Source organism: Pseudomonas sp. S09G 359, from assembly GCF_002843605.1.
Classification (GTDB): domain Bacteria; phylum Pseudomonadota; class Gammaproteobacteria; order Pseudomonadales; family Pseudomonadaceae; genus Aquipseudomonas.
In genome coordinates this window covers 3,797,059-3,821,080 of sequence record NZ_CP025263.1, presented here as the reverse complement: position 1 = coordinate 3,821,080, position 24,022 = coordinate 3,797,059, and the positions used below count along the sequence as shown (strand labels likewise).

The window sequence follows — 24,022 nt, the reverse complement described above, 5'->3', positions numbered from 1 at the left end:
GGCGGATATTTACAAAAAATAACCGCCCTTCATGGTGCGGCGTTTCATAACGCTATATGCAGTAAAGTCTAGGTGGGATCTACTTTTACAGGAAATTTCTCAATCAAGGTATTGCTCCCACTTGATATCTCGCAGTATTAAGTTGCCGGTGATTGTTGAAAGCGAGATGAGTAGTCGAGCCAATCCAATAGCTGGGGTATCGAACTGAAGATAAGGTTTGGTCCCCTCTAAATCATAAAGTAGACCTTCATTTTTAATTAAAATCCCTTTCGAAAGGTCTAAATAGATGTCGGGTTGATCGATGCTCGGTAAGTTGCTTAAAGCTTGCTCAATACTGCTCAATGGCGACCCTTTATAAGTCAATATTATTGTTAGTATCCGTGTGTGCGGCCATCTCTGGTGACCGATGCGGGCTCCTCCTAAGGAACTGGACTTTATATATTTAACGCTTTCGATGTTTTTGCAATATTGCCGAGGGTTGCTGGTGTTACTCCTGTTTTAATCTCAAAGGTTGCCACTGTGCCCTCTTGGAATATAAGATCTTGACCGCTAGCAAAAGGAGGTCTTGGCATGGATTTTAACATTAGCAAGATGTCTTGTTGTTTGGATCTACTTCCCTCCGAATCAATAATTACGCCGCTTACTATATTTGTCATCTCGGGGAGGTGGGTGATCAGGAAATCTTGTATCAGACGTTCCCGTACAGATCCGGAAGTGGCCGAATGCCCCAATACTTTGGACATAACATACTGCGGGTTCAAAGCTTTTACGGCACCATCGCAATACTCAATTAGTGCTTTCATCTTCTTAATTCCTTTTAATGATTATGCTTATTGCTACTTATGGCTGAAAGACTCGGATGGCGCCTTAAAATAACAATTATCCTATACCTATACCTATACCGATTTTAGAGTTGATGTCAAATACATACTGACATTGCCATGACTCTAACCGCTGGTCCTGGTAGATTGAGCTGGCATACTTTTTGCGCCATTGTGGTTGCGACCAGCATGCCACTTCTATAATCTTGAATGCTATCGGTGATACCCACCACTTTTTCAACTATACCGAGTATTGAAGATAATACTGTTCTCTGCATAAGGCTAATCGACTCGCCTTCTTCAATATGTCTAGAAACTCTACCAATTACTCGGAATCTACCATCTGTTAACTTGGCTTTAACAGAAGGCGCATCTGCATCACCAACGTCAACGTCCAATATCCCTATCTGACGATTGGAGTTCGGGCAGAACATTATCATCTCAAGTTGCCCGGACTTAAGGTAATCGCTTTCGAGTTCCGAAAGAATTTGTGATATGAGCTCTTCATATCTTTTTATGTCATCTTTTAGCTTTTTGTTTGAGAAAACTTTTTGGTTTATTTTGTCGCCGAAATTTTGAAGTACCTGGCATATCAGTGGTGCGGAGATTTTCAATGCTTCAAGTATTGAATAGAAGTCGACAGGCTTAAGGATCACATCAAGCTCCACGAAGCTTGAATTATTTGAAATTTTCATTACATTAAATTTGTGGTCTATCAATTCTCTACTGTTTAATTCATCAATTAGGGTCATGTGCAAACCACCCATTGTGTATCTACGAGCGGTTTTAGTGGTCGATGTGGAGTCCTTAGTGAACTCTCCATTACCTGAAATTGGAGAAATCAAATCACTCAAAAATTTGAATCCAAGACTTATGTTGCCTTTTCCGCTCAGTGATGTGCCTTTCTGTGACTCTGATTCCATAGCTACGCCTTTGAATAAGTATGCGGCGCAGTTTAAAACCATTTTTTCGTTTAAGTATATGGGTTCGATATAGGAGTTCATTGGCATATCCATTGCGTGATTTTTGCGTGGGGAGTCGTTGTTCACATAAGAGAGTGGGTTTTCAACGTGAACCCATAATCGCTATTGCGTGATCAACTATCAAGTTCTGTATTTTCGCTGGCATGGTATCGGTCAATTTTAATGGGCGGTGCTGATCATACCTCACGTCGGCGATATATTGGTATCTTGTATTTTCGTGCTTTCAAGCGCATCTGAAGTTTGCTTGAGGCGTGCATTTCAGTTGATATTATGACTGTGATACAAAGGTCACTCTTTTGTTAACTGCTTGCCAGATTAAGGAGTGCTATCCCATCACTCGCTTCGCAACAAGCAGCTAAGCTTGGGAAGCTATCGAAATGTCTGAACATAATAACTATTCTGATGCGTGTGTACTGTGCAGACCGGGCGCAGTGTGGCGGTCAGTTACGACCTCTAGCGGTAAGCCCCAGTCCGATCCACCAAGCGAATGCTGTCGCGGCCGCCACGCTTGGATTCATACAGTGTGGTATCGCCCTGTTCGATCAACGCGGCCAGGCTGGCCGGCGGCTGGTCGAACAGGTTGGCGCCGATGCTCAGCGTCACCGGTTGCGGCGTGGCGAACGTCTGCGCGGCGAGTTGCTGGAACTGCTCGCGCAGGCTGCTGCCCAGTTCGACGATCTGCGCGGTCGAGGCCGGGTACAGCAGGATCACAAACTCATCCCCGCCCAGGCGTGCGGCCAGCGCACCCTGAGGCACCACGCTGCGGATCATCTCGCTCAAGGCAATCAGCAAACGGTCACCGGCGGTATGGCCGTAGAGGTCGTTGACGCCTTTGAAGTTGTCGATATCGATCAGCAGCAGCGCACCCGGTTGCGCCGCTGAAACCTGGGCGAGCAGGCGTGGTGCGCGCAAATCCAGGGCGCGCCGGTTGTACAGAGCGGTCAGCGGGTCGCGGGCGGCGAGGCGGGCGATCTGCTGTTCGCGGCGATAGCGTTCGGAGCCGGTCATCGACAACGCGATCAGCATGATCGCCATGGCGCCTTCCACCAGGGAGACCTGGATGATCTCGCCCTTGAACGCGGCCAGGTCGATCAAGGTGCCCGGGACCAGCACCGACGCAGCCTTGATCAGGTAGAAAATCCCATGGATCAGCAGCACATAGCGCAACTGCACCGCGCCGATGCTCAGGGATTTGCCATGGGGCCGCAGCAGGAAACTCGCGCGCAGGGTCGGCACGGCCACCAGCAGCGACTGCACCCCCAGCATGGCTTTGGACCAGGGCAGGTCGGCCGGCAGCATCAGCATGCCGAGCCAGATCACCAGCATCAGCCACCACCGCCGGGAAAGGCGAACCTGGGTAAACCGCGCGACACCGAGTAAAAACAGAAAATGCGCGCTCACCAGCAAGCCATTGGCGAACCAGATCCCGATGACCAGATAGCCGTTGCTGCGCAGCAGGGCGAGGGTAGAACCCAGGGTGATGGTGGCGAAACCGGCGCTCCAGAACAGCAGCGACGGCTCGCGCACGCTCCGCCATTCAACGGCCAGGTAAAGAGCGGCAGCGGCTGCCAGGGCAACCGTAAGTGCCAGAATCGTAGGAGGGTCGAGCGCCATGTCTTGCCGGGTCTGCCTGGTGTGCGTTGAAAACCGGGATTGTAAGCGCACACGCAGGTTTTTCAGAGCGTTCATCGTGCTGGCATACAGCCAGCCGATGATCGGCGGTCTAGACGCCTTTGGTCGAGGGCAGCAGTATCGTCAGGATCCCCACCAGCGGCAGGAACGAGCACAGCTTGTAGACATACGCGATGCCATGGCTGTCGGCGAGCAAACCGAGCAAGGCCGCGCCGATCCCGCTGAAGCCGAACATCAGGCCGAAGAACACACCGGCGATCATGCCCACATTGCCCGGTACCAATTCCTGGGCGAACACCACGATGGCGGAGAAGGCCGAGGCCAGGATAAAGCCGATCACCACGCTGAGCACGGCCGTCCAGAACAGGTCGACGTAGGGCAGGGCCAGGGTGAACGGGGCGGCGCCGAGGATCGAGAACCAGATGACTTTCTTACGCCCGATCTTGTCGCCGATCGGGCCGCCCGCAAAGGTGCCCACGGCCACTGCGCCGAGGAACAGGAACAGGTACATCTGCGAACTTGACACCGACAGCTGGAATTTCTCGATCAGGTAGAAGGTGAAGTAGCTGGTCAGGCTGGTCATGTAGAAGTATTTGGAAAATACCAGCAGGGCCAGTACCACCAGGGCAAACGTCACACGGCCTTTGGACAGACCATGGGTGGCTTTGCCGCCTTGCTTGAGCTTGAACAGGTTGAGGTGGTTGCGGTACCAGCGGCTCAAGCCGTACAGCACCAGGATCGCGAACACCGCAAACAGCCCGAACCAGGCGATATGGCCCTGGCCATAGGGGATGATGATGGCCGCCGCGAGCAACGGGCCCAAGGCGCTGCCGGTGTTGCCGCCGACCTGGAAGGTCGATTGCGCCAGGCCGTAACGCCCGCCGGAGGCCAGGCGTGCAACGCGCGAGGTTTCCGGGTGGAAGGTCGACGAGCCCACGCCCACCAGGCCGGCCGCGAGCAAAATCATTGGGAAGCTGCCGACAAACGCCAGCATCAGGATGCCCACCAGGGTGCACACCATGCCCGCCGGCAGCAGCCACGGCTTGGGGTGGCGGTCGGTGTGGTAGCCGATCCACGGTTGCAGCAGCGAGGCCGTCAACTGGAAGGTCAGGGTGATCAGGCCGACCTGGGTGAAGGTCAGCCCGTAGTTGGCCTTGAGCATCGGGTAAATCGACGGCAGCACCGCCTGGATCAAGTCATTGATCAGGTGTGCCAGGGCGCAGGCGCCGAGGATACGCATGACCAATGGGCTTACTTGGGGAGGGCTTGACGTTGCGGCGGGTGATGCGGTCAGGGTCGACATGCAGGCATTCCATTCAAGGCAACAAACACGGGCAGCGAGTACTTGGCTGGCTGCCCATTTCAAATTGTTTCGAAGGTTATGCTAAATTCGCGACAAATGCCTGTCTCGCGTAATTCGGGATTCAACCATCGCAAAAAGGGCAAAAATGCTCAAATCACTGGATAAATTTTTGCAGGAGATCGATGCAGGCGCGTGGGCAGTCATCAGCTCAGCCACCGACTACCCGGAAAACTGGGTGATCCCCGAGCACAGCCACGAAAAGCATCAACTGCTGTACGCCACCGAAGGGGTGATGGTGGTGCACTCGGCGCAAAGGCAGTGGACGGTGCCGCCCAATCGCGGTTTCTGGATACCCTGCGGGCACGTGCATTCCCTGCGCTGCGTGGGCGCGCTGAAAATGCGCAGCGTGTTTGTACGCCCGGACAGCTTCCCCAACCTGCCCAGCGAGACCAAGGCGGTGAGCATTTCGCCGCTGCTGAGCGAGCTGATCAAGGCTTCGGTGAGCTTGAAGCCACCCTACGCCGAAGACTCACGCGATGCGCGCATCATGCACCTGATCCTCGACGAACTCGCCTTGTTGCCGGCCCTGCCGTTGTCGTTGCCGCAGCCTGGCGACCCACGTATCCAGCAGATCTGCCTGGCGCTGCAGGATGACCCGGGCGATGCCTCCACCGTCGCCGATTGGAGCGAGCGCCTGGCCCTGGACCAGAAAACCATCCAGCGCCTGTTCCGCAAGGAAACCGGCATGACCTTCGGCCAATGGCGCCAGCAGGCGCGGCTGCTGCTGGCGCTGGAACGCATTGCGGTGGGGGACAAGATCATCGATGTGGCCCTGGAACTGGGCTACGACAGCCCCAGCGCGTTTACCAGCATGTTCAAGAAACAGTTTGGCAAGACGCCGAGTCATTTTTTCAGGTAGCGCGGCTGGCTTCGAGCTTCGCCGATGAGCTGCGGGACGCCGCACCGGCCAGCACGGCAGCAATCACCAGCAAGCCGGCGCTCAATTCAAACGTCATCTGGTAGCCGCTGAGATCGAACGCCACGCCACCGACCGTGGCCCCAGCGGCAATTGCCAGTTGAATGATGGCTACCATCAAGCCACCCCCTGCCTCGGCATCATCGGGCAGGGTTTTGGCGAGCCAGGTCCACCAGCCTACCGGCGCGGCGGTGGCCAACAACCCCCAGCACCCCAGCAACACTGCCGCGAGAATCGGCGTACTGCCGACTGCAACCAGCGCCACGGCAACCATTGCCATCAACAGCGGGATGGCGATCAGCGTGGGATGCAGGCTGTTTTTCAGGAACCGTTCGATCAGCAACGTTCCCGCCAGGCCAGCCAGGCCGAGCACCAGCAACATCAGCGAGAGCGTGGGCACGCTGACGTGGGTAACGTCCTCCAGGAACGGCCTCAGGTAGGTGAAGAGCATGAATTGGCCCATGAAAAACACGCTGACGGCGAGCATGCCCAACGCCACCGGCGCCAGCTTTAGCAGGCGCAGCACGTTACTGGTTTTTCCCTCACCGACGGTTTTGATCGAAGGTAGGCTGAGCAACAGCCATATCAGCGCAATCACAGCCACCGGCACCACGCAGAAAAATGCACCGCGCCAGCCGATCATCCCGCCGACATAGCTGCCCAGCGGTGCGGCAACGACCATGGCCAGTGCGTTGCCGCCATTGACCAGGGCCAGCGCCCGTGGCACTTGCGCCTCGGGTACCAGGCGCATGGCGGTGGCTGCCGACAATGACCAAAACCCGCCGATGGCCACGCCGATCAGGGCGCGGCCGAGCATGAAGATCAGGTAGTTCGGTGCGAACGCCACTACGATGCCGGAAACGATCATCAGCAGGATCAAGGCCACCAGTAGGCGCTTGCGATCCACGCGTGCCGCGACTGCCGCGATCACCAGGCTGGTGAGCAAGGCGAACAGCCCGGATACCGAAATGCCCTGGCCAGCCTGGCCCTGACTGATGTGCAAGTCGGCCGCCAAAGGTGTCAGCAGGCTCACGGGCATGAATTCGGAGGCCACCAGGGCAAACGCTGCCAGCGACATCGCCAGCACCGCGCCCCAATGCCGGACAGGAGTGTATTCAGTCATCACAGGTGGCTTTTGAAGAAGGTCGTGAGCTTGGCGAACGGGATCAGGTTGACCCGGTCGTAGAGGTCCACGTGGCCGGCATTGGGGATGACCAGCAGCTCCTTGGGCTCGGCCGCACGCTGGAAGGCGTCCTCACTGAACTCACGGGAGTGCGCATTGGCGCCGGTGATCAGCAACAGCGGGCGCGGCGAGATCGTCTCGATGTCGTTGAACGGGTAGAAGTTCATGAACTTCACATTGCTGGTCAGCGTCGGCATGGTGGTGGTTTGCGCCGACGCACCGGCTGGCGTGACCTGGCCGCGTGGGGTGCGGTAGAAATCGAAGAACTCATCGCCAATCGGGTTGCCCGTCAGCTTGAGTGGCGTGCCGCTGGTATAGAGGGTTTCTCCACCCTGGAATTCCACATAGCGCTGGTTGGCCGCCTGCAACAGCACCTGGCGACGCTGCTCCAGTGTCATGCCCTGTTTGAGGCCACTGCGGTTGGCGGCGCCCATGTCGTACATGCTGACGGTGGCGATGGCCTTCAGGCGTGGGTCGATCTTCGCCGCCGCGATGGCGAAGCTGGCGCTGCCGCAGATGCCAATCACACCGATACGTTCACGGTCCACGATAGAGCGGGTGCCAAGGTAATCCACGGCCGCGCTGAAGTCTTCGACGTAAAGGTCGGGCAACACCGCGTTGCGTGGGGTGCCTGCGCTTTCGCCCCAGAACGACAGGTCCATGGACAGGGTGACGAAGCCCTGTTCGGCCATTTTGGTGGCGTACAGGTTCGCGCTTTGCTCTTTGACGGCGCCCATCGGATGGCCGACGATAATCGCCGGGCTTTTTGCGCCAGCGGCAAGGTGCTTGGGTACGAACAGGTTGCCTGCAACCCGCAGGCCGTATTGGTTGTTGAAGGTGACCTTTTCGACGGTCACCTTGTCGCTGGTATAGAAGTTGTCAGCACCGTTGGACATATCGGCTCCCAGTGAAGAAAAGGACGTCACCAGCAAAGCCATGGCAAGTAAAAGGCGTTTCATGGGGTAATCCTTGAGGCGGTTGGTTCGCACATTTTCCCGGCATGTACCTGGGTTCTGTAGTGCGTTCCGCTGGATTACTTGCCTGATCCTCTGAGTCTCGCCGGTTGCCGGCGACGTCTTGGGTGGTGCGGGGGTAAAGTTCGCTGACGAACGAAAAGGGCTGGTTATGAACAACAATCTGCACGCGCTGGCTCACGCCATCGGTGCGCGAATCTTTACCCCCGGCGACGAGCCCACGGCGGTTCCAGGCCTGAGTTTTTACCGGCGTGAGCAGCCTTGCAGGCCGGTGGTGTGCATGGTCCCGCCAAGCATCGTGCTGGTGGCCCAAGGTGAAAAGCAGTTGTGGGTCGGCGGTGAGGGCTACCCGTATGACACGTCGCGATTCCTGGTGACCTCGCTGGACATCCCGGCCAATTCCGAAGTGCTGGTTGCTACCCCGAATCGGCCATGCCTGGGGCTGACCTTCAAGCTGGACTTGCGCATCCTCGCCGAGCTGATCGCCCAGAGTGAGCTGCCGCCCAAGCGCGAGCGGGCGGTAATGAAGGGCGTGGGGATTGGCGTGGTGACCGAGGGCATGCTGGCGTCATTCGCACGCCTGGTAGCATTGCTCGATGAGCCCGAAGCCATACCGGTGCTCGCGCCGTTGATCCAGCGCGAGATTCATTACCGGCTATTGCAAAGCGATCAAGCTGGCCGATTGCGCCAGATCTGTGCGGTGGACGGGCAGGGGTATAGGATTGCCCGGGCGATCGACTGGCTGAAACTCAACTACGACGCGGCGCTGCGCGTGGATGAGTTGGCCGCACGGGTACAAATGAGTGCGGCGACGTTTCACCATCACTTTCGCCAACTGACGGCGATGAGCCCATTGCAATATCAGAAGTGGCTGCGCCTCAACGAGGCGCGGCGCTTGATGTTGAACGAGCATCAGGACGTGTCCAGCGCTGCATTCAAAGTGGGTTATGAAAGCCCGTCGCAGTTCAGCCGTGAGTACAGCCGCTTGTTTGGTGTGCCACCCAAGCGCGATATCGCTGCGTTGCGCGGCCAGCCGACGATCACTGATCGGTCGTCGTCAAGTTAGCGTAGAAGATGCAGCCGATCAGCCGCGCAAACAGGCTGAGGGTTTCCGGCAGGTTGGGGTCGTCGAACAGCATCGCCCGGGAATCCAGTGCGCACAGCGCACCGAACAGGCGGCCGTCGGGCAGGAAGATCGGCGCACCGGCGTAGCTCTCGATGGCAAATTGCTTGACCACCGGGCGAACGGCAAAGCGGCCATTGGCGCTGATTTGCGGAATGAACAAGGTTTGCGGGTTGATGCAGAACTCGCTGCACAGGGTGGTTTCGAGGTCGAGCACATCATCGACATGAATGCCCATGTCGGCGGTGTCGTGGACGGAGCAGACAATCCAGTCCACTTCGGTGAACTTGGCGATGCCGGCGAAGCGCATGCCGGTCAGGCGGGTGACCAATTGCAGGATGCTAGTGGTGGCTTCAATTTCGGCGATGGCTGCGCGTTCGTCGGCGTTGAGCAACGATTGTGCGGCGGTGACACTTGGAACCATGCTGCGCACTCCAAAGGCGTGGCGGTTTGCGCCGCCACGCAGGGTCAGGTCTGTTAATTAATCCGTGGATGCTGCTGCACCAGATTCTGGCGCTTGGCTTCCAGCTCGGCAATCTCGGCGTCGATGTCTTCGATTTTCTGCTCGATGTTGTCGTGGTGCTCTTGTAGCAGTTCCTTGGCCTCTTCCATATCGGAAGCGGCCGGCGCCGCGCCGCGCAGGGGCTTGTTGGCGGTTTCCTTCATGGTCAGGCCGGTGATCAGGCCGACCACGGCAAATACCATCAGGTAGTAGGCGGGCATGTACAGGTCGTTGGTGCTTTCCACCAGCCAGGCCACGGCGGTCGGCGTAACGCCTGCGATCAGTACCGAGACGTTGAAGGCACTGGCCAACGCGCTGTAGCGCAGGTGTGTGGGGAACATCGCGGGCAGCGTCGAGGCCATCACGCCGATAAAGAAGTTCAGGATCACCGCAAGAATCAGCAGGCCGGCGAAGATCAGGCCGGTCTTGCCGCTGGTGATCAGCATGAACGCCGGGATGGCCAGGAACAGCAGGCCGATGCTACCAGCGATAATGAAGGGCTTGCGGCCGATCTTGTCGCTGACAAAGCCAATGAACGGCTGCACGAACAGCATGCCGACCATGATCGCGATGATGATCAGCACGCCGCTGTTTTCCGGGTAGTGCAGGTTATGCGAGAGGTAGCTCGGCATGTACGTGAGCAGCATGTAGTACGTCACGTTGGTGGCCGCGACGATACCGATGCAGGTCAGCAGGCTGCGCCAGTGCTTGGTGGCGATTTCCTTGAAAGACACTTTGGGGCCGTGGGTCAAGCCCTCGCGGTCACCCTGTTCGAGCTTGTCGACGTGCTGTTGGAAGGCCGGGGTTTCTTCCAGTGCATGGCGCAGGTACAGGCCGATCATGCCCAAGGGCAGGGCGAGGAAGAACGGCAGGCGCCAGCCCCAGGATTCGAACTCCGCTTCGCCGAGCACGCTGGAAATCAGCACCACTACGCCAGCACCCAAGACGAAACCGGCGATGGAGCCGAAGTCCAGCCAGCTGCCAAGGAAGCCGCGCTTGCGGTCCGGGGCGTATTCGGCGACGAAAATCGAGGCGCCGGTGTATTCACCGCCCACCGAGAAGCCCTGGGCCATCTTGCACAGCAGCAACAGAATCGGTGCCCAGATGCCAATGGAGGCATAGCCGGGAATCAGGCCGATGGCGAAGGTGCTCAGGGACATGATCACGATGGTAGCGGCGAGGACTTTCTGTCGCCCGTATTTATCCCCCAGCGCGCCGAAGAACAGGCCACCCAGTGGGCGAATCAGGAACGGCACCGAGAAGGTGGCCAGTGCGGCGATCATTTGTACGCTGGGTGAGGCGTCGGGGAAGAACACCTTGCCGAGCACATAGGCGACAAACCCGTAGACGCCAAAGTCGAACCATTCCATGGCGTTGCCCAGTGCGGCGGCGGTAATCGCCTTGCGCATCTTGGCGTCGTCGACGATGGTGATGTCTTTCAAGCCGATGGGCTTGACGCTCTTCTTACGTAATTTCATGCGGGCCACTCTAAAACTGAACAGGGGAGGTGCCATCGTTGCGATGGCACCGCTCTGTCAGTTCAGATACAACTGCATACGAAATAATTCACCACTATTTGTGTTTTTTTGCAGGGGCATTGGTTTTTTGTGCTTGGCAGCCCTATTTAGTGGATGGACACGCTGTTTGTGGCGAGCGGGCTTGCCCGCGTTGGAGTGCGCAGCAGTCCCAAAACCTGCGACGGAGATTTACCTGAAGTTACGCGGAGTTTTTTTGGGGCTGCTTCGCAGCCCAACGCGGGCAAGCCCGCTCGCCACAGAAAGGCTTGCGTGGCACAAAACACCGATATGCACGGAAACAGGAGCCAATCAAATGCCCCCCTCGCGCCTGGTCTACCGCAAGCCACAGCCCACGGATGTGCAGCGATTGTTCGCGATCTTCGGCGACCCGCAGACCAACCTCTTCAACCCCGCCGGGCCCATGCCCAGCCTTTCCGCCGCCCAGCGTCTGCTCGATCACTGGCTCGAACAGTGGGCTACCCTCGGATACGGCTGGTGGGCCATCGCCCGTGTTGAGGCGCCGGACCACCTCATCGGGTTTGGCGGTATCGCGCCGCTCAACTACCTCACGCAATCGCGCATCAACCTGGGCTACCGCTTCGCCGTAGAAGCCTGGGGGCAGGGCTATGCCACCGAACTGGCGCGCGATGCGCTGGTGCTGGCATTTGACACCTTGGGCGTACCCGAGGTGTTTGGCCTGGTGCGGCCAGAACACGCGGCGTCGATTCATGTGCTCGAAAAGGTCGGTATGCAGCCGTTCGGCGAGCTTGATGACGTACCCGGCAAGGCACCGAGTTTGGTGATGCGCGTTTGTCGTCCTACAACCGTGCACATCTGACACTTTTCGTAACCACGTAATAGCTAGACATACGGCAATCTTTGCGATTGACACCGGACAGGCGTCCCGATATAAAAGTCGCAGTTGTACGACGACATATGACGTTACATATGTCCTACCTAACAAAAATAAAAAGTGATGCCATGAACTTGAACGAGCCCATCAACGCCCACCGCGTTGGTCAAGCTGTAGGCAACTATCGCTGGACCATCTGCGCGATGCTGTTTTTCGCCACCACCGTCAACTACCTCGACCGCCAGGTGCTCAGCCTGCTGGCCCCGCAGTTGTCGACGCAATTTGGCTGGAGCAACACCGACTACGCCAACATTGCCGCTGTGTTCCAGTTTGTCTATGCGATTTCCATGCTGTTCGCCGGGCGCTTTGTCGACAAGATCGGCACCAAGGCCGCCTACGTGGTAGCGATTGGCATCTGGTCCACCGGCGCCATCATGCATGCGTTCTCGGTGCCGATGGGCGAGGGCATCGCCGCCGTCAGTGGCGCGATCGGGCTTGCAGTGATTCCGGTGTCGATTGCCGGCTTCATGCTGTCCCGCGCCGTGCTGGCGATTGGCGAAGCGGGTAACTTCCCGATCGCGATCAAGGCCACCGCTGAATATTTCCCGAAGAAAGAGCGCTCCCTGGCCACCGGTATTTTCAACTCCGGGGCCAACGTGGGTGCGATCCTCGCGCCGATCTGCGTGCCACTGATTGCCGGCATGTGGGGCTGGGAGGCCGCCTTTATGGTGATCGGCATGCTCGGCTTCGTGTGGGTGGCGGTATGGGCGGCCGTGTATGAAAAGCCCGACCAGCAAAAGCGCCTGTCGGCCGAGGAGCTGGCCTACATCCGCAGCGACCAGACCGTGCAGGCCTTTACCCCGGCGCCAGCCGGCACCGTCGAGAAAAAAGTCTCGTGGTTCAAGTTGCTCACCTATCGCCAGACCTGGGCCTTTGCCTTCGGCAAGTTCATGACGGATGGCGTGTGGTGGTTCTTCCTGTTCTGGCTGCCCACCTACCTGTCGGCGCAATACGGCATGAAAGGCGCCGATATCGTGATGCCGCTGGCCGTGCTGTACAGCATGACCATGGTCGGCAGCATTGGCGGTGGCTGGTTCCCCAGCTACTTCATGGCGCGTGGCGATGCACCCTATGACGGCCGCATGAAAGCCATGTTGGTGATCGCCCTGTTCCCGCTGGTGGTGTTGCTGGCGCAGCCGCTGGGCTACATCAGCTTCTGGGTGCCGGTACTGCTGATCGGCGTGGGCGCCTCGGCGCACCAGGCGTGGTCGTGCAATATCTTCACCACCGTGTCCGACATGTTCCCGCAAAAAACCGTGGCCTCGGTGGTCGGCATCGGCGGTATGGCCGGCGGCATTGGTGGCGTGGTCATGACCAAGATCGGCGGCTGGGTGTTCGACTATTACAAATCGATCAACGATATCCATACCGGCTACATGATCATGTTCGCGATCTGTGCCCTGGCCTACCTGGTAGCCTGGAGCGTGATGAAAACCCTGGTGCCACGCCACAAGGAAATCACTGACCTGTAAAGGGTGTGGGGCTTGAGCCATTCAAGCCCCTTTTTTTTACAGCGCGCGTGCCCAGGTCTGGCTGACCAGTTGCTTGCCGAAACTGCGCATGGGTTCCTCTTCCAGCAACTCGAAACCGGCTTTTTGATAGAGCTTGCGCGCATCGGTGAGGATGTCTACGGTCCACAGCATCATGCGTTGGTAGCCGGCATTGCGCGCAAAGCGCAGGCACTCGTCCACCAGGCGCTGGCCGATCCCCAGGCCGCGGGCGCTGGCGTCCACATAGAGCATGCGCAGCTGGGCGGTGCTGTCGTCATGGCGCACCACGAATACCGAGCCAACCACCTCGCCATCCTTCTCCGCAATCCAGCAGCGCTCGCGTGTCGGGTCGAATTCGCGCAGGTACTTGGCAACAATTTCGGCCACCAGCGCTTCGAACTCCCAGTTCCACTGATACTCGCGGGCATACAGCGCCGACTGCGCCTGCACTACGTGGCCCATATCGCCCGGTTGCGGGTCGCGCAGCAGGTAGCTGGGCGCAGTGCCTTGGAGCACGGCCTGGATTCGGCGCATGGCGTCGGTCAGTTGCTGTTGCTGGGATTCAGGCAGGCCGTCGAGCAGGGCGATCACTTCGTCCTGGGTTTGTTGCTCCAGGGGCGCCAGCACCGCACGGCCGAGGTCGGTGAGGTGCAGTTGGATTGCGCGCGCGTCGGTGACGGAGCGGACTTTCTGGATCAGGCCTTTTTTCTCGAAACCACCGGTCAGCCGGCTCAGGTAGCCCGCGTCCAGGCTGAGCATCTGGCACAGGTCAGCGCTGGTCAGGTCGCCACGCGAGGACAACTCGTACATCACGCGGATTTCGGTCAGGGAAAAGTCGCTTTGTAGCAGGTGTTCCTGCAACACGCCGATCTGGTGGGTATAGAAGCGGTTGAAGCCGCGCACAATGCCGGCGCGCTCGACAAGCAGGGGTGTAGACATGGCGGATGCTCGAATGGTTGCCTGAGGCAATTATATTGTTGCCTCAGGCAAGCATGTCAAACCATTTGCTTAGCGGTTACGCGTTACCCGCCAAACGGTGTTGGCCAGGTCGTCGGCAATGATCAGCGCGCCTTTCGGGTCGACCGTCACGCCCACCGGGCGCCCACGAGTCTTGCCGTCGTCACCGCGAAAGCCGCTGGCAAAATCAACGGGCTCGCCGGAAGGCTTGCCATTGCTGAACGGCACAAAGATCACTTTGTAGCCCACCGGGTTGTCGCGGTTCCAGCTGCCGTGCTCGCCGACAAACACGCCGTCGGCAAATTTTTCGCCCATGGCCGGGATCGAGAAGTCCACGCCCAGCGCCGCCACGTGGGAACCGAGGCTGTAATCCGGCTTGATCGCGGCGGCGACTTTGGCCGGGTTCTGCGGCTGGGCGCGCGGGTCGACGTTCTGGCCCCAATAGCTGTAGGGCCAGCCGTAGAAGGCGCCTTCGCGCACCGAGGTCAGGTAATCCGGCACCAGGTCCGGGCCGAGTTCGTCGCGCTCGTTGACCACCGTCCACAATTGCCCGGAGTCGGGTTGAATGGTCAACGCCGTGGGGTTACGCAGGCCGGTGGCGTAGGGTTTGTGGGCGCCGGTAGCCGCGTCGATCTGCCAGACCATCGCGCGGTCGATCTCCACTTCCATGCCGCGTTCGGTGACATTGCTGTTAGAGCCGATACCCACGTACAACTGGCGCCCATCGGCGCTGATCGCCAGGGATTTGGTCCAGTGGTGGTTGATCTGCGCCGGCAGGTCGGTGACCTTGGTCGGCGGGCCGCTGGCCTTGGTCTGGCCGTCGGCGTAGTCGAAGCTCACCAGTGCGTCCTGGTTGGCGACGTACAGTTTGCCGTTGGCAAATGCCAGGCCGTAGGGCGCATTGAGATTGTCGGCGAACACGGTCTTGAGTTCGTAGGTGCCGTCACCGTCGGCATCGCGCAGCAGGGTCAGGCGGTTGCCGCCCTTGACCTTGGTGTTGCCCTCGGCCTTGATCAGGCTGGCGATCACATCCTTGGGCTTGAGCTTGGCCGCGCTGCCGCCACGGCCTTCGGCGATCAGGATGTCACCGTTGGGCAGCACCAGGGTCTGGCGCGGGATGGCCAGGTCGGTGGCGATGGCCGTGATGCTGTAGCCCTCGGGCACTTTGGGTTTTTGCTCGCCCCACGGCGCCGGCTCGGCAATCTTCATGCTTGGCAGCAGGCTGCTTTGCTGCTCGGGCAGTTTGGGGTCGGGGCCACGGGCCTGGGTTTTGTCGCCTTCGCCACCACAGGCGGTCAGCAACAGTGCAGCGCTCAACAGGGTCAGTGTGCTGGAGGTTTTCATTGGACACCTCGCGAACGCAGGCCGGTCCAGGTGGCTGCCAGTGTCAGCAGCAAGACGATGGCCGACAGCACCAGGCCTGTCGGCATCGAGGCGTAGGCATCCTTGGCATGCTGGAAGGCGTTGACCAGGCCCAATAGCCAGGTGGCCAACAGCAGCAGGACATACCGCGTGGGCTGCCCGGCCTTACGCTCGGCGCGGAGCAGGTTGACCAGCGCGAACAGGAACGCGAAGCCCGCGAACACCAGCGCGCCGGCGATCAACCAGGATGCGAAGTTGGCCCATTGAATCTGGTAGGTCTGGGTGTAGGCAATGTCACTGAGCAAGGCGCCGAGAAACAACGGCACGGTGCCGGCCAGCAAAGTCGCATGCAGCGGCCCTGGCGTGTATCGGTAGGCGGGGAGGGTAGTCATAGGCGTGGCGGCTCCTTGTTGTACAACGCCCCTGGGTCGGGGCAGCGCATAGGAAATGAACGCACCACGTGTCAGAAAGTTCAGCGTCAATCGTGTCGAAATATTGTGAACCCGCTGGGTAGGCCCCGGCCTAACGCCGTATCATCCCGCACTTTTCCAACGCAAGGCGCTTCCATGACTCACCCCCGCATCGGTTTCCTGTGCCAGTACCAGCATCCTGATCGCCTGCTGTCCGCCAGCGCCTTGAAGCTGATCGAAGGCCCTTTCAACCCGCGCACCACCACGTTGCGCTGGATGGAGAGTGTCACGCCGCAGGTGGCCCGCGATAAATTGGTCGAAGTGGTCACCCATAACCTGGCCGCCCAATTACGCCTGTTGACCTATGTCGCCGAGCTGCCGCCGACCTTGCACATGCTGCGTCTGAGCAGCGACCTGTTGCCGTTCTATAGCCACCCGAAAGTCGCCGCGCTGTACAAGGACCCGGCCATCGAACGTCAGCTGGTCGAGGGGTTTGCCGCGATCGGCGACCTGGCGCGCGCTGCGGACATCCGCCTGTCGTTCCACCCCGGCCAGTACTGTGTGCTCGCTTCGGAGAACCCTGGCGTGGTGGAAAACAGCCTCGCCGAATTCGAATACCACGCCGACATGATCCGCATGATGGGCTACGGCCGACGTTTCCAGGACCTCAAGTGCAACGTGCATATCGCCGGCCGCCTCGGCGTGGAAGGCACGCGCGCGGTGTGGCCGCGCCTGTCGGAAGTGGCGCGCAACTGCATCACCTTCGAGAACGACGAGAAAACCTACGGCCTGGATCACTGCCTGCAAGTCGCCGACCTGGCGCCGGTGGTGCTGGACATCCACCATTGCTGGATCAACGAAGACGACTACATCGACCCCCACTCGGAACGCGTCGCGCGGGTGATTGAAAGCTGGCGAGGCGTACGCCCGACCATGCACTATTCCCAACCGCAGGAAAGCCTGCAGGATCTGGGCTTCGACGCCGACCACAAGCTGGAAATGGAGGCCTTGCTGCAGGTGGTCTCCAAGCGCGACCTCTATGCCCACAGCGCGCAGATGTGGAACCGCTGGACCAACGACTACGCGCTGCAGTTTATCGATCGTTTCGACATCATGCTTGAAGCCAAGGGCAAGAACATCGCAGCGTTGGCGTTCTACGAACAGTTCAAGTCTCGTTCAACGTAGGGCAGGTTCGATAGGGATGGTGGCTCTAAGCTAAACCCTGCATACGCGCAGCCTAAGATTTCGCAGCTCATCAGGACTTGAAGCGCCCCACCAAGCCATTCAACTCATCCGACAAATTCGACAACCTTCCGGAGTCGTCCTGCGCCGAGTTGGCCAGGCTTTCCACCAGGCGCGCCTCGTCGTAGATCTGCTGGATATGCCGGTTGATCTCTTCGGCCACGCTGTGTTGCTCCTCGGCGGCAGCGGAGATTTGCAGGTTCTGGTCGCGGATCTCGTTGACCGACAACTGGATGCCTTCAAAACTGTCCCGTGCGCTTTCGATGGACGACACACTGGCCCGTGACAGGTCCAGGCAGCTGCCCATTTTCTGGGTGACTTCCTGGGTCTTGTTTTCCAGGGTGCCGAGCAGGTTCTCGATCTCGCCGGTGGAGTCGGAGGTGCGCTTGGCCAGGGCGCGCACCTCGTCGGCGACCACGGCAAAACCACGGCCCTGGTCGCCGGCGCGCGCAGCCTCGATGGCTGCGTTAAGCGCCAGCAGGTTGGTCTGCTCGGCAATCGCACGGATGGTGCCGAGGATCTGGTTGATGCTGCGGCTGCCGGCTTCCAGCTCGACCATGGCCTGGGACGATTCGGTCAGGCGGCGGCCCAGGCGGTTGACGTTATCGGTGGTCACTTCGATCTGCTGCTTGCCCTCGGCGACGCGGCGATGGCCGTTCTCGGCGGATTCGGCGGCACCGCTGCACGAGCGGGCGACTTCGTTGGCGGTGGCGACCATTTCATTGAATGCGGTGGATACTAATTCCACTGCCTCACGCTGGCGCCCGGCGGCTTCGTTCATGTTGTGCGCGACTTCGCTGTTGACCTTCGAGGCGTTCTGCAAATTGGCCGAGGCCGCGCCGATATGCTGGATCAGCTGGCGGATGGCTGCGAGGAACTTGTTGAACCAACCGGCCAGTTCGGCGGTTTCATCCTTGCCCTGCACCTGCAGTTCATGGCGCAAATCGCCTTCGCCCTGGGCGATGGACTGCAAACCGGTACTGACCTGGCCGATCGGCTTGACGATAACCTTGGAGAACGCCGCCGCGAGCAAGCCGAAAATCAGCACCAGCACGCCAACGATGGCGGCAGTCAGGTAGGTCATGCGCGTGGCCTCGGCCATCACTTCGCGGTGCTCGATCAGCCCTACATAACGCCAGCCCAGGCCCGGTGAGGTCCAGACGTTGGCCATGTAACGAACACCATTGATCTCCACTTCGGTGGAGCCTTGCGGCGTTTCGGCCAAGTGCGCGTAAGGCGCGCCCAGGTCCTTGAGCGGTTTGAAACTGTGGGCGGCGTCACGCGGGTCCACCAGCACCACGCCGTCTTCGATCAGCATCACGTAGCCGCTTTCGCCGAGCTTGATGCTCTTGACCAGCTCGGTGAGGTTCTTCAGCGACACGCTGACCACAAACACCCCCTTGGCCTTGCCGCTGGTATCCAGCAGGGCGCGCGCGGTGCCCACCAGGGCTACGTCGTCCTTGTCGTAATAGTAAGCCGGGGTGCGCACGGTCTTGCCGGGGCTGGCCATTGCCGCCTTGTACCAGGGGCGCGTGCGCGGGTCGTACTTGGCCAGTTGTGGGTCATCGGGCCATTTGGCGTAGGTGCCGTCTTCGAGGCCGATGGACAGAATGGCCGCCGCCGGGTGCGTGGCGCCAAACCGGGCGAAGCGCTCAATCACGCTTTGCGCCTCTGCCGGCAGCGGCTGGCTGGCGGCGTCGGCGGGTTGGTAGTTCTTGAGTGTGTTCACGGAAGTGTATACAGGATCAGTGGCCATCTGATCGACGTTCTGCAGCGTGCCATCGAAGAACTGGCGGATATTGCCATCGATCTGGCGGATTTCCCGGGTGCTGCCGTCGATGAACTGGTCGACCGCCTGGGTCCGTGTGTTCATCACAGAAATCACGGCCACCAGGCTTACCGGGATAAACGCGACCGAGACAAAAGCCAGTACAAGCTTATTTTTTATTTTCATCGAGACGACCATCAGCGTGGAGGGCGGCCAAATCGTCGCGCTTCGAGAAAAACGCGAGGCGATTTGCTATCACTGCTGTGTCGGCCTGGCGTCGACAAATCTTTAGGGTTTTTTGTACACAATACAATTCGCGATTGTTCTGTATCCAATCAATACACATCACGCAGATAACGCTTCTGCTCGCTCAACTGCCGCCAGTACTCCACGGCGCTCTCGGCACTCAGCCCGCCGTGGGTTTGCGCGACCTGGCGCAATGCCTGGTCGACGTCCTTGGCCATCTGGCTGGCGTCCCCGCAGATGTACAGCTTGGCGCCGTCCTGTAGCCAGCGCCACAGCTCGTCGCCTGTTTCGCGGATGCGGTCCTGCACGTAGATTTTCTGCGCCTGGTCGCGGGAAAACGCCAGGCTCAGGTGGGTGAGCAAGCCGTCGCGCTGCAAGCCTTGCAGCTCATCCTGATAGTAGAAGTCGCTGGCGGCATGCTGCTCGCCAAAGAACAGCCAGTTACGGCCCTGATGCCCCTGCGCCCGGCGCTCCTGCAAAAACGCGCGGAACGGCGCCACGCCGGTGCCAGGGCCGATCATGATCATCGGTACATCGCCGTCAGTGGGCGTACGAAAGTGCTTGTTCGGCTGTACGAACACCGGCACTTCGCCGTCGCCCGCACGGTCGGCCAGGAAGGTCGACGACACGCCTTTGCGCTTGCCGTAACGCACGGCGGCCACGGTGAGGTGCACTTCGTGTGGGTGCGCCTTGGCGCTGGAGGCAATCGAGTACAGGCGCGGTTGCAGGCGCTTGAGGGTGCCCAGCAGCTCGTCGGCCGAACACTCGACGGGGTATTCCTGCAGCACGTCCACCAGCTGCCGGCCCCAGAGCCAGTCTTTTAGTTCGGCCTTGTGCTCGGGCCGCAATAAGTGCTCCAGGCCAGGGTTGGCGCTGCGCTCGGCAATAAACGCGAGGGTTTCAGCGCCGGGGCGGGCGATTTCGAAATGTTGGGTGAGCGCCTGTTGCAGTGGCACATCACCGAAGGTGTCGATGTTCACCGAGGTGCTGGCGTTCAAGCGGGTCAGGTCGAGCAATTCGCTCACCAGTTCAGGGCAGTTGCGCGGCCGCACGCCAAGGGCATCGCCGGCTTCATAGGCCAACCCGGAGTCGGCCAGGTCGAGGGCGAACTGGCGGGTTTCCTTGTGACGGCTGTGGGGGTTGAGGTGCCGGTTGAGCAGCAGCCGTGCCCCGTGCAGCTTGGTTTTGCCCGCCGGCGTGGGCAGGCTTGGCGGTTTTGCCGGGTTGAGGGCTTGCTGGAACTGCGCCAGCCAGGCATCGGCGCGTTCTTCGAATTCGGTGTCGCAGTCCACACGGTCGAGCAGACGCGTGGCGCCCAATTCCAGCAGGCGCTGGTCGAGTTGTTTACCGTGTTTGCAGAACTGGTCGTAATTTGGATCGCCCAGCGCCAGCACCGCAAAGCGCAGCGACTCCAGGCGCGTGTCGACGTTGCTGAGGCCGTGCCAGAAGCTTTCACCGTTGTCCGGTGGGTCGCCGTCGCCAAAGGTGCTACTGATCACGGCCAGGGTCTGGGTGGTCGCCAGTTTGCTCGGCGGGAAGTCGGCCATGGCGCTCAGTTCCACGCTGATGCCGGCGTCGCGCAGGCGCTTGGCAAAGCGCTCGGCCAGGGCTTCGGCGTTGCCGGTTTGCGAGGCCCACAGCAGGGTCACTGTCGGCGAGGGCGGTGCGGCAACAACGGTGTCGGCACGGCTGAATAAACCGCCGAGCAAGCCGTCCAGCCACAACCGCGAATCCTTGGCCAACGGCGCATTGGCCGGCATCACCGGTACCCCTCCGGCACTGGCTTGCAGGCCGCTGAGGAAACCGGCGAGGTAGGTGCGTTCACTGTCGCTCAGCTGGGGTTTGGGCAGGTCGCGGATGCCGGTGAGGTCGGCGAAGGCGTCGAGACGCGACATAGTGAGGGCCTCTGTTAACGGGGAGTGTTCAGCCGCTGCCGGCGCGTCGAGAAACTGGTGGTCGATCAGGGCGACACGGGCGAGGGCGACCGCGCAGAACTTGAATTCGGGCTGCAGCGAAATCGGGTCGACGGCGTCGTTGGTCACGGCGTTGATCGCCAGGTTGTCGCCAAACACATCGTTCCAGTGGAAGGGTGCAAAGCAGTTGCCCGGACGCACGCGGTCGGTGACCACCGCAGGCAGTACGGCGCGGCCGCGCGCGGAGCGGATCTCCACCGAATCCTTGGCGTTGATGCCCAGGCGCGCAGCGTCTTGCGGGTGGATTTCCACAAACGGGCCAGGGTTGAGTTTGTTCAGCGTGGCGACCTTGCCGGTCTTGGTCAGGGTGTGCCACTGGTGCTGCAGGCGGCCGGTATTGAGTACGAAGGGGAAGGCGTCATCGGGCATTTCCGCCGGTGGCATATGCGGGCGTGGAAAAAACTGGCCCTTGCCGTTATCGGTGGCAAATTTGAGTGTGCCGGTATCCAGGTAGCGAATCGGGTTGCGGTCGTCGGCCTCATTCGATGCACAGGGCCATTGCAGCGGTTGGTCCCGCAGCCGCGCGTAGCTGGCGCCACGAATGTCATAGCCGGTCTTGGGGTTCCAGGCGCGTTTGATCTCTTCGAAGACGTCGGCGGCGGATGCATAGGTGAAAGCCTCGGCAAAGCCCATTGCGCAGGCGACCCGGGCAATGATCTGCCAGTCGGGCAGGGTTTCGCCCGGTGCGTCGACGGCCTTTTGCATCAGGGTCAAGTTGCGTTCGGAGTTGATCATCACGCCTTCGGCCTCGGCCCACAGTGCGCCGGGCAAGAGGATGTCGGCGTAGCGGTTGGTCTCGGTGTCGAGGAAGGCGTCCTGGGTGATCACCAGTTCGGCGGCTTGCAGGCCGGCGATTACGGTCTTGCGGTTGGGCGCGCTGGCGACCGGGTTGGTGCAGATGATCCAGCAGGCCTTGATCTGCCCGGCGGCCATCTGCTCGAACATCGCCACGGTACCGCCGCCGGCCTGGCGCGGCAGGCTGTCGTGGGGGATTTGCCAGAGGTCTGCGATAAATTCGCGGTCGGCCTCCACCAACACCGAGCGCTGCCCTGGCAGGCCCGGGCCCATGTAACCCATTTCGCGTCCGCCCATGGCATTGGGTTGGCCGGTAAGCGAAAACGGCCCGCTGCCGGGGCGGCAGATGGCGCCGGTGGCCAGGTGCAGGTTGCACAGGGCGTTGGTGTTCCAGGTGCCGTGGGTGCTCTGGTTGAGGCCCATGGTCCAGCAGCTCATCCACTCGGCGGCCTGGCCGATCCAGTCGGCGGCTTGGCGGATATCCGCTTCGGCCAGGCCCGTGAGGTCGGCGACAGTCTGCGGCGGGTAGTCCTCGAGGAAACCGGGCATGGCGTCCCAGCCGTCGGTGAACGCGGCGATAAAGGCCGGGTCGGTGTGGCCGTTTTTCACCAACAGGTGCAGCAGGCCATTGAGCAAGGCGAGGTCGGTACCTGGCTTGATCGGCAGGTACAGGCTGGCCTTATCGGCCGTGGCGCTGCGCCTGGGGTCGACGACGATCAGCTTCGCCCCGGCCTTGACCCGGTCCATCATGCGCAGGAACAGAATCGGATGACAGTCGGCCATATTGGCGCCGATCACGAAGAACAGGTCGGCACGGTCGAAATCTGCATAGGAGCCGGGCGGGCCGTCGGAGCCCAGGGACAGCTTGTAGCCGCTGCCGGCGCTGGCCATGCACAGGCGTGAGTTGGACTCGATGTGAGGGGTGCGCACAAAACCTTTGGCCAGCTTATTGGCCAGGTATTGGGCTTCCAACGACATCTGCCCGGACACGTAGAACGCCAGCGCCTCGGGGCCATCGCGATCGAGGATGTGGCGCAAGCGGTCGGCGGTTTCGCTGATGGCGGTGTCCATCGCAGTGCGCACCGGGTCTTGGTCGCGCTGCTCACGCAGGTAGGCGTTTTCCATGCGGCCAGACTCGGCGATGGCCTGGCCGCACGTGGTGCCCTTGGTGCACAGGCGACCGAAGTTGGTGGGGTGGGCCTTGTCGCCGGTCACCTTGACCACTTTGTTGTTTTCGACCTGCATGACGATGCCGCAGCCCACGCCACAATAGGGACACACGCTGCGTACGCTTTGGTTTGCCATCGTTAACCCTCGAACCTTCTTTTCTTGCCGCCAACAAAAAAGCGCCCTGCAACCCTCCGTTGGAAACGGGGGCTGCACGGCGCCTTTGTCGTGAATGGGCAATCAGCGTTGACTGCTTGGTAGGTATCTCCCTAGCAAGTCACGCGCCAGCTTTGGCAGGGCCCTGGTGATGAGCGGGTTTTATGTGGCGAGGGAGCTTGCTCCCGTTGGGCTGCGTAGCGGCGCCAAAATCCTCGGAGCGCTGCGCACTCCAACGCGAGCAAGCTCGCTCGCCACAGGTGGGGGTGCACTTTTATAAGGCGCGGCGCACCAGTTGGAGGCGCATTTGAGCGGGCCGGATACGGCTTGATCCCGCAATTACGGGCTGCCTACGGATTGGCACGCCGCCTGCAAGTCCAGCTTCAACCCACCTCGGTCAACGACGATCGACAACCAGGGCAATAGCGATGGATCCGGCGCAGTCGCCGAACCGATCCCGCAATAAGAACAGGCAAAGACGCCTGGAACCGCAAGGTTTCAGGCGTTTTTTTTTGCTTTTCAAAAACCG

General features: G+C 60.1%; 18 protein-coding genes and 2 pseudogenes. 5 read left to right on the top strand and 15 right to left on the bottom strand.

Features of this window, described 5'->3' with window-relative positions; genetic code table 11:
- Positions 1–99: 99 nt before the first annotated feature.
- The 5 genes from CXQ82_RS31300 to CXQ82_RS17265 all read right to left on the bottom strand — a co-directional run bounded on the left by CXQ82_RS31300 (position 100) and on the right by CXQ82_RS17265 (position 4,739).
- Positions 100–342, bottom strand: a complete 243-nt coding sequence (locus tag CXQ82_RS31300) for a hypothetical protein (RefSeq protein ID WP_157832174.1) — start codon at positions 340–342, stop codon at positions 100–102.
- A 92-nt stretch (positions 343–434) separates the two neighbouring features.
- Positions 435–803, bottom strand: a complete 369-nt coding sequence (locus CXQ82_RS31295) for a DUF6602 domain-containing protein (RefSeq protein WP_157832173.1) — start codon at positions 801–803, stop codon at positions 435–437.
- A gap of 116 nt (positions 804–919) precedes the next feature.
- Positions 920–1,825 (bottom strand): hypothetical protein, encoded by a 906-nt coding sequence (locus tag CXQ82_RS17275; protein ID WP_101271112.1) that lies wholly within the window; start codon positions 1,823–1,825, stop codon positions 920–922.
- 432 nt (positions 1,826–2,257) lie between these two features.
- A complete protein-coding gene (locus CXQ82_RS17270; RefSeq protein ID WP_101271110.1) occupies positions 2,258–3,418 on the bottom strand; it encodes a GGDEF domain-containing protein in 1,161 nt (386 codons plus the stop codon).
- A 109-nt stretch (positions 3,419–3,527) separates the two neighbouring features.
- Positions 3,528–4,739 carry an MFS transporter gene (locus tag CXQ82_RS17265; RefSeq protein ID WP_101271108.1) on the bottom strand — a complete coding sequence of 404 codons (1,212 nt, stop codon included), beginning with the start codon at positions 4,737–4,739 and terminating at the stop codon, positions 3,528–3,530.
- A gap of 96 nt (positions 4,740–4,835) precedes the next feature.
- Here CXQ82_RS17265 and CXQ82_RS17260 point away from each other — a divergent pair.
- A pseudogene (locus CXQ82_RS17260) lies at positions 4,836–5,658 on the top strand (helix-turn-helix domain-containing protein).
- On the opposite strand, the gene CXQ82_RS17255 reads toward CXQ82_RS17260, so the two are convergent.
- Both CXQ82_RS17255 and CXQ82_RS17250 read right to left on the bottom strand, forming a co-directional pair.
- The gene (locus CXQ82_RS17255; RefSeq protein ID WP_101271105.1) at positions 5,651–6,838 is read right to left on the bottom strand and encodes an MFS transporter; all 1,188 of its coding nucleotides are present in this window, start codon (positions 6,836–6,838) and stop codon (positions 5,651–5,653) included. The pseudogene CXQ82_RS17260 and the gene CXQ82_RS17255 overlap by 8 nt on opposite strands.
- Positions 6,838–7,857, bottom strand: coding sequence for an alpha/beta hydrolase (locus tag CXQ82_RS17250; RefSeq protein ID WP_101271103.1), 1,020 nt, complete (start codon positions 7,855–7,857; stop codon positions 6,838–6,840). The genes CXQ82_RS17255 and CXQ82_RS17250 overlap by 1 nt, the downstream gene beginning before the upstream one ends.
- Positions 7,858–8,023: 166 nt before the next feature.
- Here CXQ82_RS17250 and CXQ82_RS17245 point away from each other — a divergent pair, with 166 nt between their 5' ends.
- Positions 8,024–8,938: an AraC family transcriptional regulator gene (locus CXQ82_RS17245; protein ID WP_101271101.1), complete on the top strand. Its 915-nt coding sequence runs from the start codon at positions 8,024–8,026 to the stop codon at positions 8,936–8,938.
- Here the strand turns inward: CXQ82_RS17245 and CXQ82_RS17240 are convergent.
- Both CXQ82_RS17240 and proP read right to left on the bottom strand, forming a co-directional pair.
- A complete protein-coding gene (locus tag CXQ82_RS17240) occupies positions 8,913–9,419 on the bottom strand; it encodes a GAF domain-containing protein (protein ID WP_101271099.1) in 507 nt (168 codons plus the stop codon). The genes CXQ82_RS17245 and CXQ82_RS17240 overlap by 26 nt on opposite strands.
- A 53-nt stretch (positions 9,420–9,472) precedes the next feature.
- Entirely contained in the window at positions 9,473–10,975 is a 1,503-nt protein-coding gene (gene proP, locus CXQ82_RS17235; protein ID WP_101271097.1) for a glycine betaine/L-proline transporter ProP, read from the bottom strand.
- 352 nt (positions 10,976–11,327) lie between these two features.
- On the opposite strand from proP, the gene CXQ82_RS17230 reads away from it, so the two are divergent.
- Both CXQ82_RS17230 and CXQ82_RS17225 read left to right on the top strand, forming a co-directional pair.
- On the top strand, positions 11,328–11,852 hold the full coding sequence (locus CXQ82_RS17230; RefSeq protein WP_101271094.1) for a GNAT family N-acetyltransferase: 525 nt from the start codon (positions 11,328–11,330) through the stop codon (positions 11,850–11,852).
- 143 nt (positions 11,853–11,995) lie between these two features.
- The gene (locus CXQ82_RS17225) at positions 11,996–13,399 is read left to right on the top strand and encodes an MFS transporter (protein WP_101271092.1); all 1,404 of its coding nucleotides are present in this window, start codon (positions 11,996–11,998) and stop codon (positions 13,397–13,399) included.
- Between the two features lie 36 nt (positions 13,400–13,435).
- Here the strand turns inward: CXQ82_RS17225 and CXQ82_RS17220 are convergent, their stop codons facing one another.
- From CXQ82_RS17220 to CXQ82_RS17210, 3 genes are all read right to left on the bottom strand, one after another.
- Positions 13,436–14,356 (bottom strand): helix-turn-helix domain-containing GNAT family N-acetyltransferase, encoded by a 921-nt coding sequence (locus CXQ82_RS17220; RefSeq protein WP_101271090.1) that lies wholly within the window; start codon positions 14,354–14,356, stop codon positions 13,436–13,438.
- Between the two features lie 69 nt (positions 14,357–14,425).
- Positions 14,426–15,718: a sorbosone dehydrogenase family protein gene (locus CXQ82_RS17215; RefSeq protein ID WP_101271088.1), complete on the bottom strand. Its 1,293-nt coding sequence runs from the start codon at positions 15,716–15,718 to the stop codon at positions 14,426–14,428.
- The gene (locus CXQ82_RS17210; RefSeq protein WP_101271086.1) at positions 15,715–16,128 is read right to left on the bottom strand and encodes a DUF2231 domain-containing protein; all 414 of its coding nucleotides are present in this window, start codon (positions 16,126–16,128) and stop codon (positions 15,715–15,717) included. Before CXQ82_RS17210 ends, CXQ82_RS17215 begins: the two co-directional genes overlap by 4 nt.
- A gap of 174 nt (positions 16,129–16,302) precedes the next feature.
- On the opposite strand from CXQ82_RS17210, the gene CXQ82_RS17205 reads away from it, so the two are divergent.
- Entirely contained in the window at positions 16,303–17,331 is a 1,029-nt protein-coding gene (locus tag CXQ82_RS17205) for a UV damage endonuclease UvsE (RefSeq protein WP_101271083.1), read from the top strand.
- A gap of 70 nt (positions 17,332–17,401) precedes the next feature.
- On the opposite strand, the gene CXQ82_RS31990 is transcribed toward CXQ82_RS17205, so the two are convergent.
- The 3 genes and pseudogenes from CXQ82_RS31990 to CXQ82_RS17195 all read right to left on the bottom strand — a co-directional run bounded on the left by CXQ82_RS31990 (position 17,402) and on the right by CXQ82_RS17195 (position 23,475).
- A complete protein-coding gene (locus CXQ82_RS31990; RefSeq protein ID WP_371917364.1) occupies positions 17,402–18,169 on the bottom strand; it encodes a methyl-accepting chemotaxis protein in 768 nt (255 codons plus the stop codon).
- An 87-nt stretch (positions 18,170–18,256) separates the two neighbouring features.
- Positions 18,257–19,261, bottom strand: a pseudogene (locus CXQ82_RS31985) (cache domain-containing protein); the annotation flags it as partial.
- 230 nt (positions 19,262–19,491) lie between these two features.
- On the bottom strand, positions 19,492–23,475 hold the full coding sequence (locus CXQ82_RS17195; RefSeq protein WP_101271078.1) for a bifunctional nitrate reductase/sulfite reductase flavoprotein subunit alpha: 3,984 nt from the start codon (positions 23,473–23,475) through the stop codon (positions 19,492–19,494).
- Positions 23,476–24,022: the final 547 nt, after the last annotated feature.

Coding starts and splice junctions, on each gene's coding strand:
- proP (WP_101271097.1), bottom strand. CDS start 10,975: ATGAAATTACGTAAGAAGAGCGTCAAGCCCATCGGCTTGAAAGACATC.
- CXQ82_RS17215 (WP_101271088.1), bottom strand. CDS start 15,718: ATGAAAACCTCCAGCACACTGACCCTGTTGAGCGCTGCACTGTTGCTG.
- CXQ82_RS17265 (WP_101271108.1), bottom strand. CDS start 4,739: ATGTCGACCCTGACCGCATCACCCGCCGCAACGTCAAGCCCTCCCCAA.
- CXQ82_RS17225 (WP_101271092.1), top strand. CDS start 11,996: ATGAACTTGAACGAGCCCATCAACGCCCACCGCGTTGGTCAAGCTGTA.
- CXQ82_RS17220 (WP_101271090.1), bottom strand. CDS start 14,356: ATGTCTACACCCCTGCTTGTCGAGCGCGCCGGCATTGTGCGCGGCTTC.
- CXQ82_RS17240 (WP_101271099.1), bottom strand. CDS start 9,419: ATGGTTCCAAGTGTCACCGCCGCACAATCGTTGCTCAACGCCGACGAA.
- CXQ82_RS17195 (WP_101271078.1), bottom strand. CDS start 23,475: ATGGCAAACCAAAGCGTACGCAGCGTGTGTCCCTATTGTGGCGTGGGC.
- CXQ82_RS17210 (WP_101271086.1), bottom strand. CDS start 16,128: ATGACTACCCTCCCCGCCTACCGATACACGCCAGGGCCGCTGCATGCG.
- CXQ82_RS17205 (WP_101271083.1), top strand. CDS start 16,303: ATGACTCACCCCCGCATCGGTTTCCTGTGCCAGTACCAGCATCCTGAT.
- CXQ82_RS17255 (WP_101271105.1), bottom strand. CDS start 6,838: ATGACTGAATACACTCCTGTCCGGCATTGGGGCGCGGTGCTGGCGATG.
- CXQ82_RS31295 (WP_157832173.1), bottom strand. CDS start 803: ATGAAAGCACTAATTGAGTATTGCGATGGTGCCGTAAAAGCTTTGAAC.
- CXQ82_RS17275 (WP_101271112.1), bottom strand. CDS start 1,825: ATGAACTCCTATATCGAACCCATATACTTAAACGAAAAAATGGTTTTA.
- CXQ82_RS31990 (WP_371917364.1), bottom strand. CDS start 18,169: ATGAACGAAGCCGCCGGGCGCCAGCGTGAGGCAGTGGAATTAGTATCC.
- CXQ82_RS17270 (WP_101271110.1), bottom strand. CDS start 3,418: ATGGCGCTCGACCCTCCTACGATTCTGGCACTTACGGTTGCCCTGGCA.
- CXQ82_RS17245 (WP_101271101.1), top strand. CDS start 8,024: ATGAACAACAATCTGCACGCGCTGGCTCACGCCATCGGTGCGCGAATC.
- CXQ82_RS17250 (WP_101271103.1), bottom strand. CDS start 7,857: ATGAAACGCCTTTTACTTGCCATGGCTTTGCTGGTGACGTCCTTTTCT.
- CXQ82_RS17230 (WP_101271094.1), top strand. CDS start 11,328: ATGCCCCCCTCGCGCCTGGTCTACCGCAAGCCACAGCCCACGGATGTG.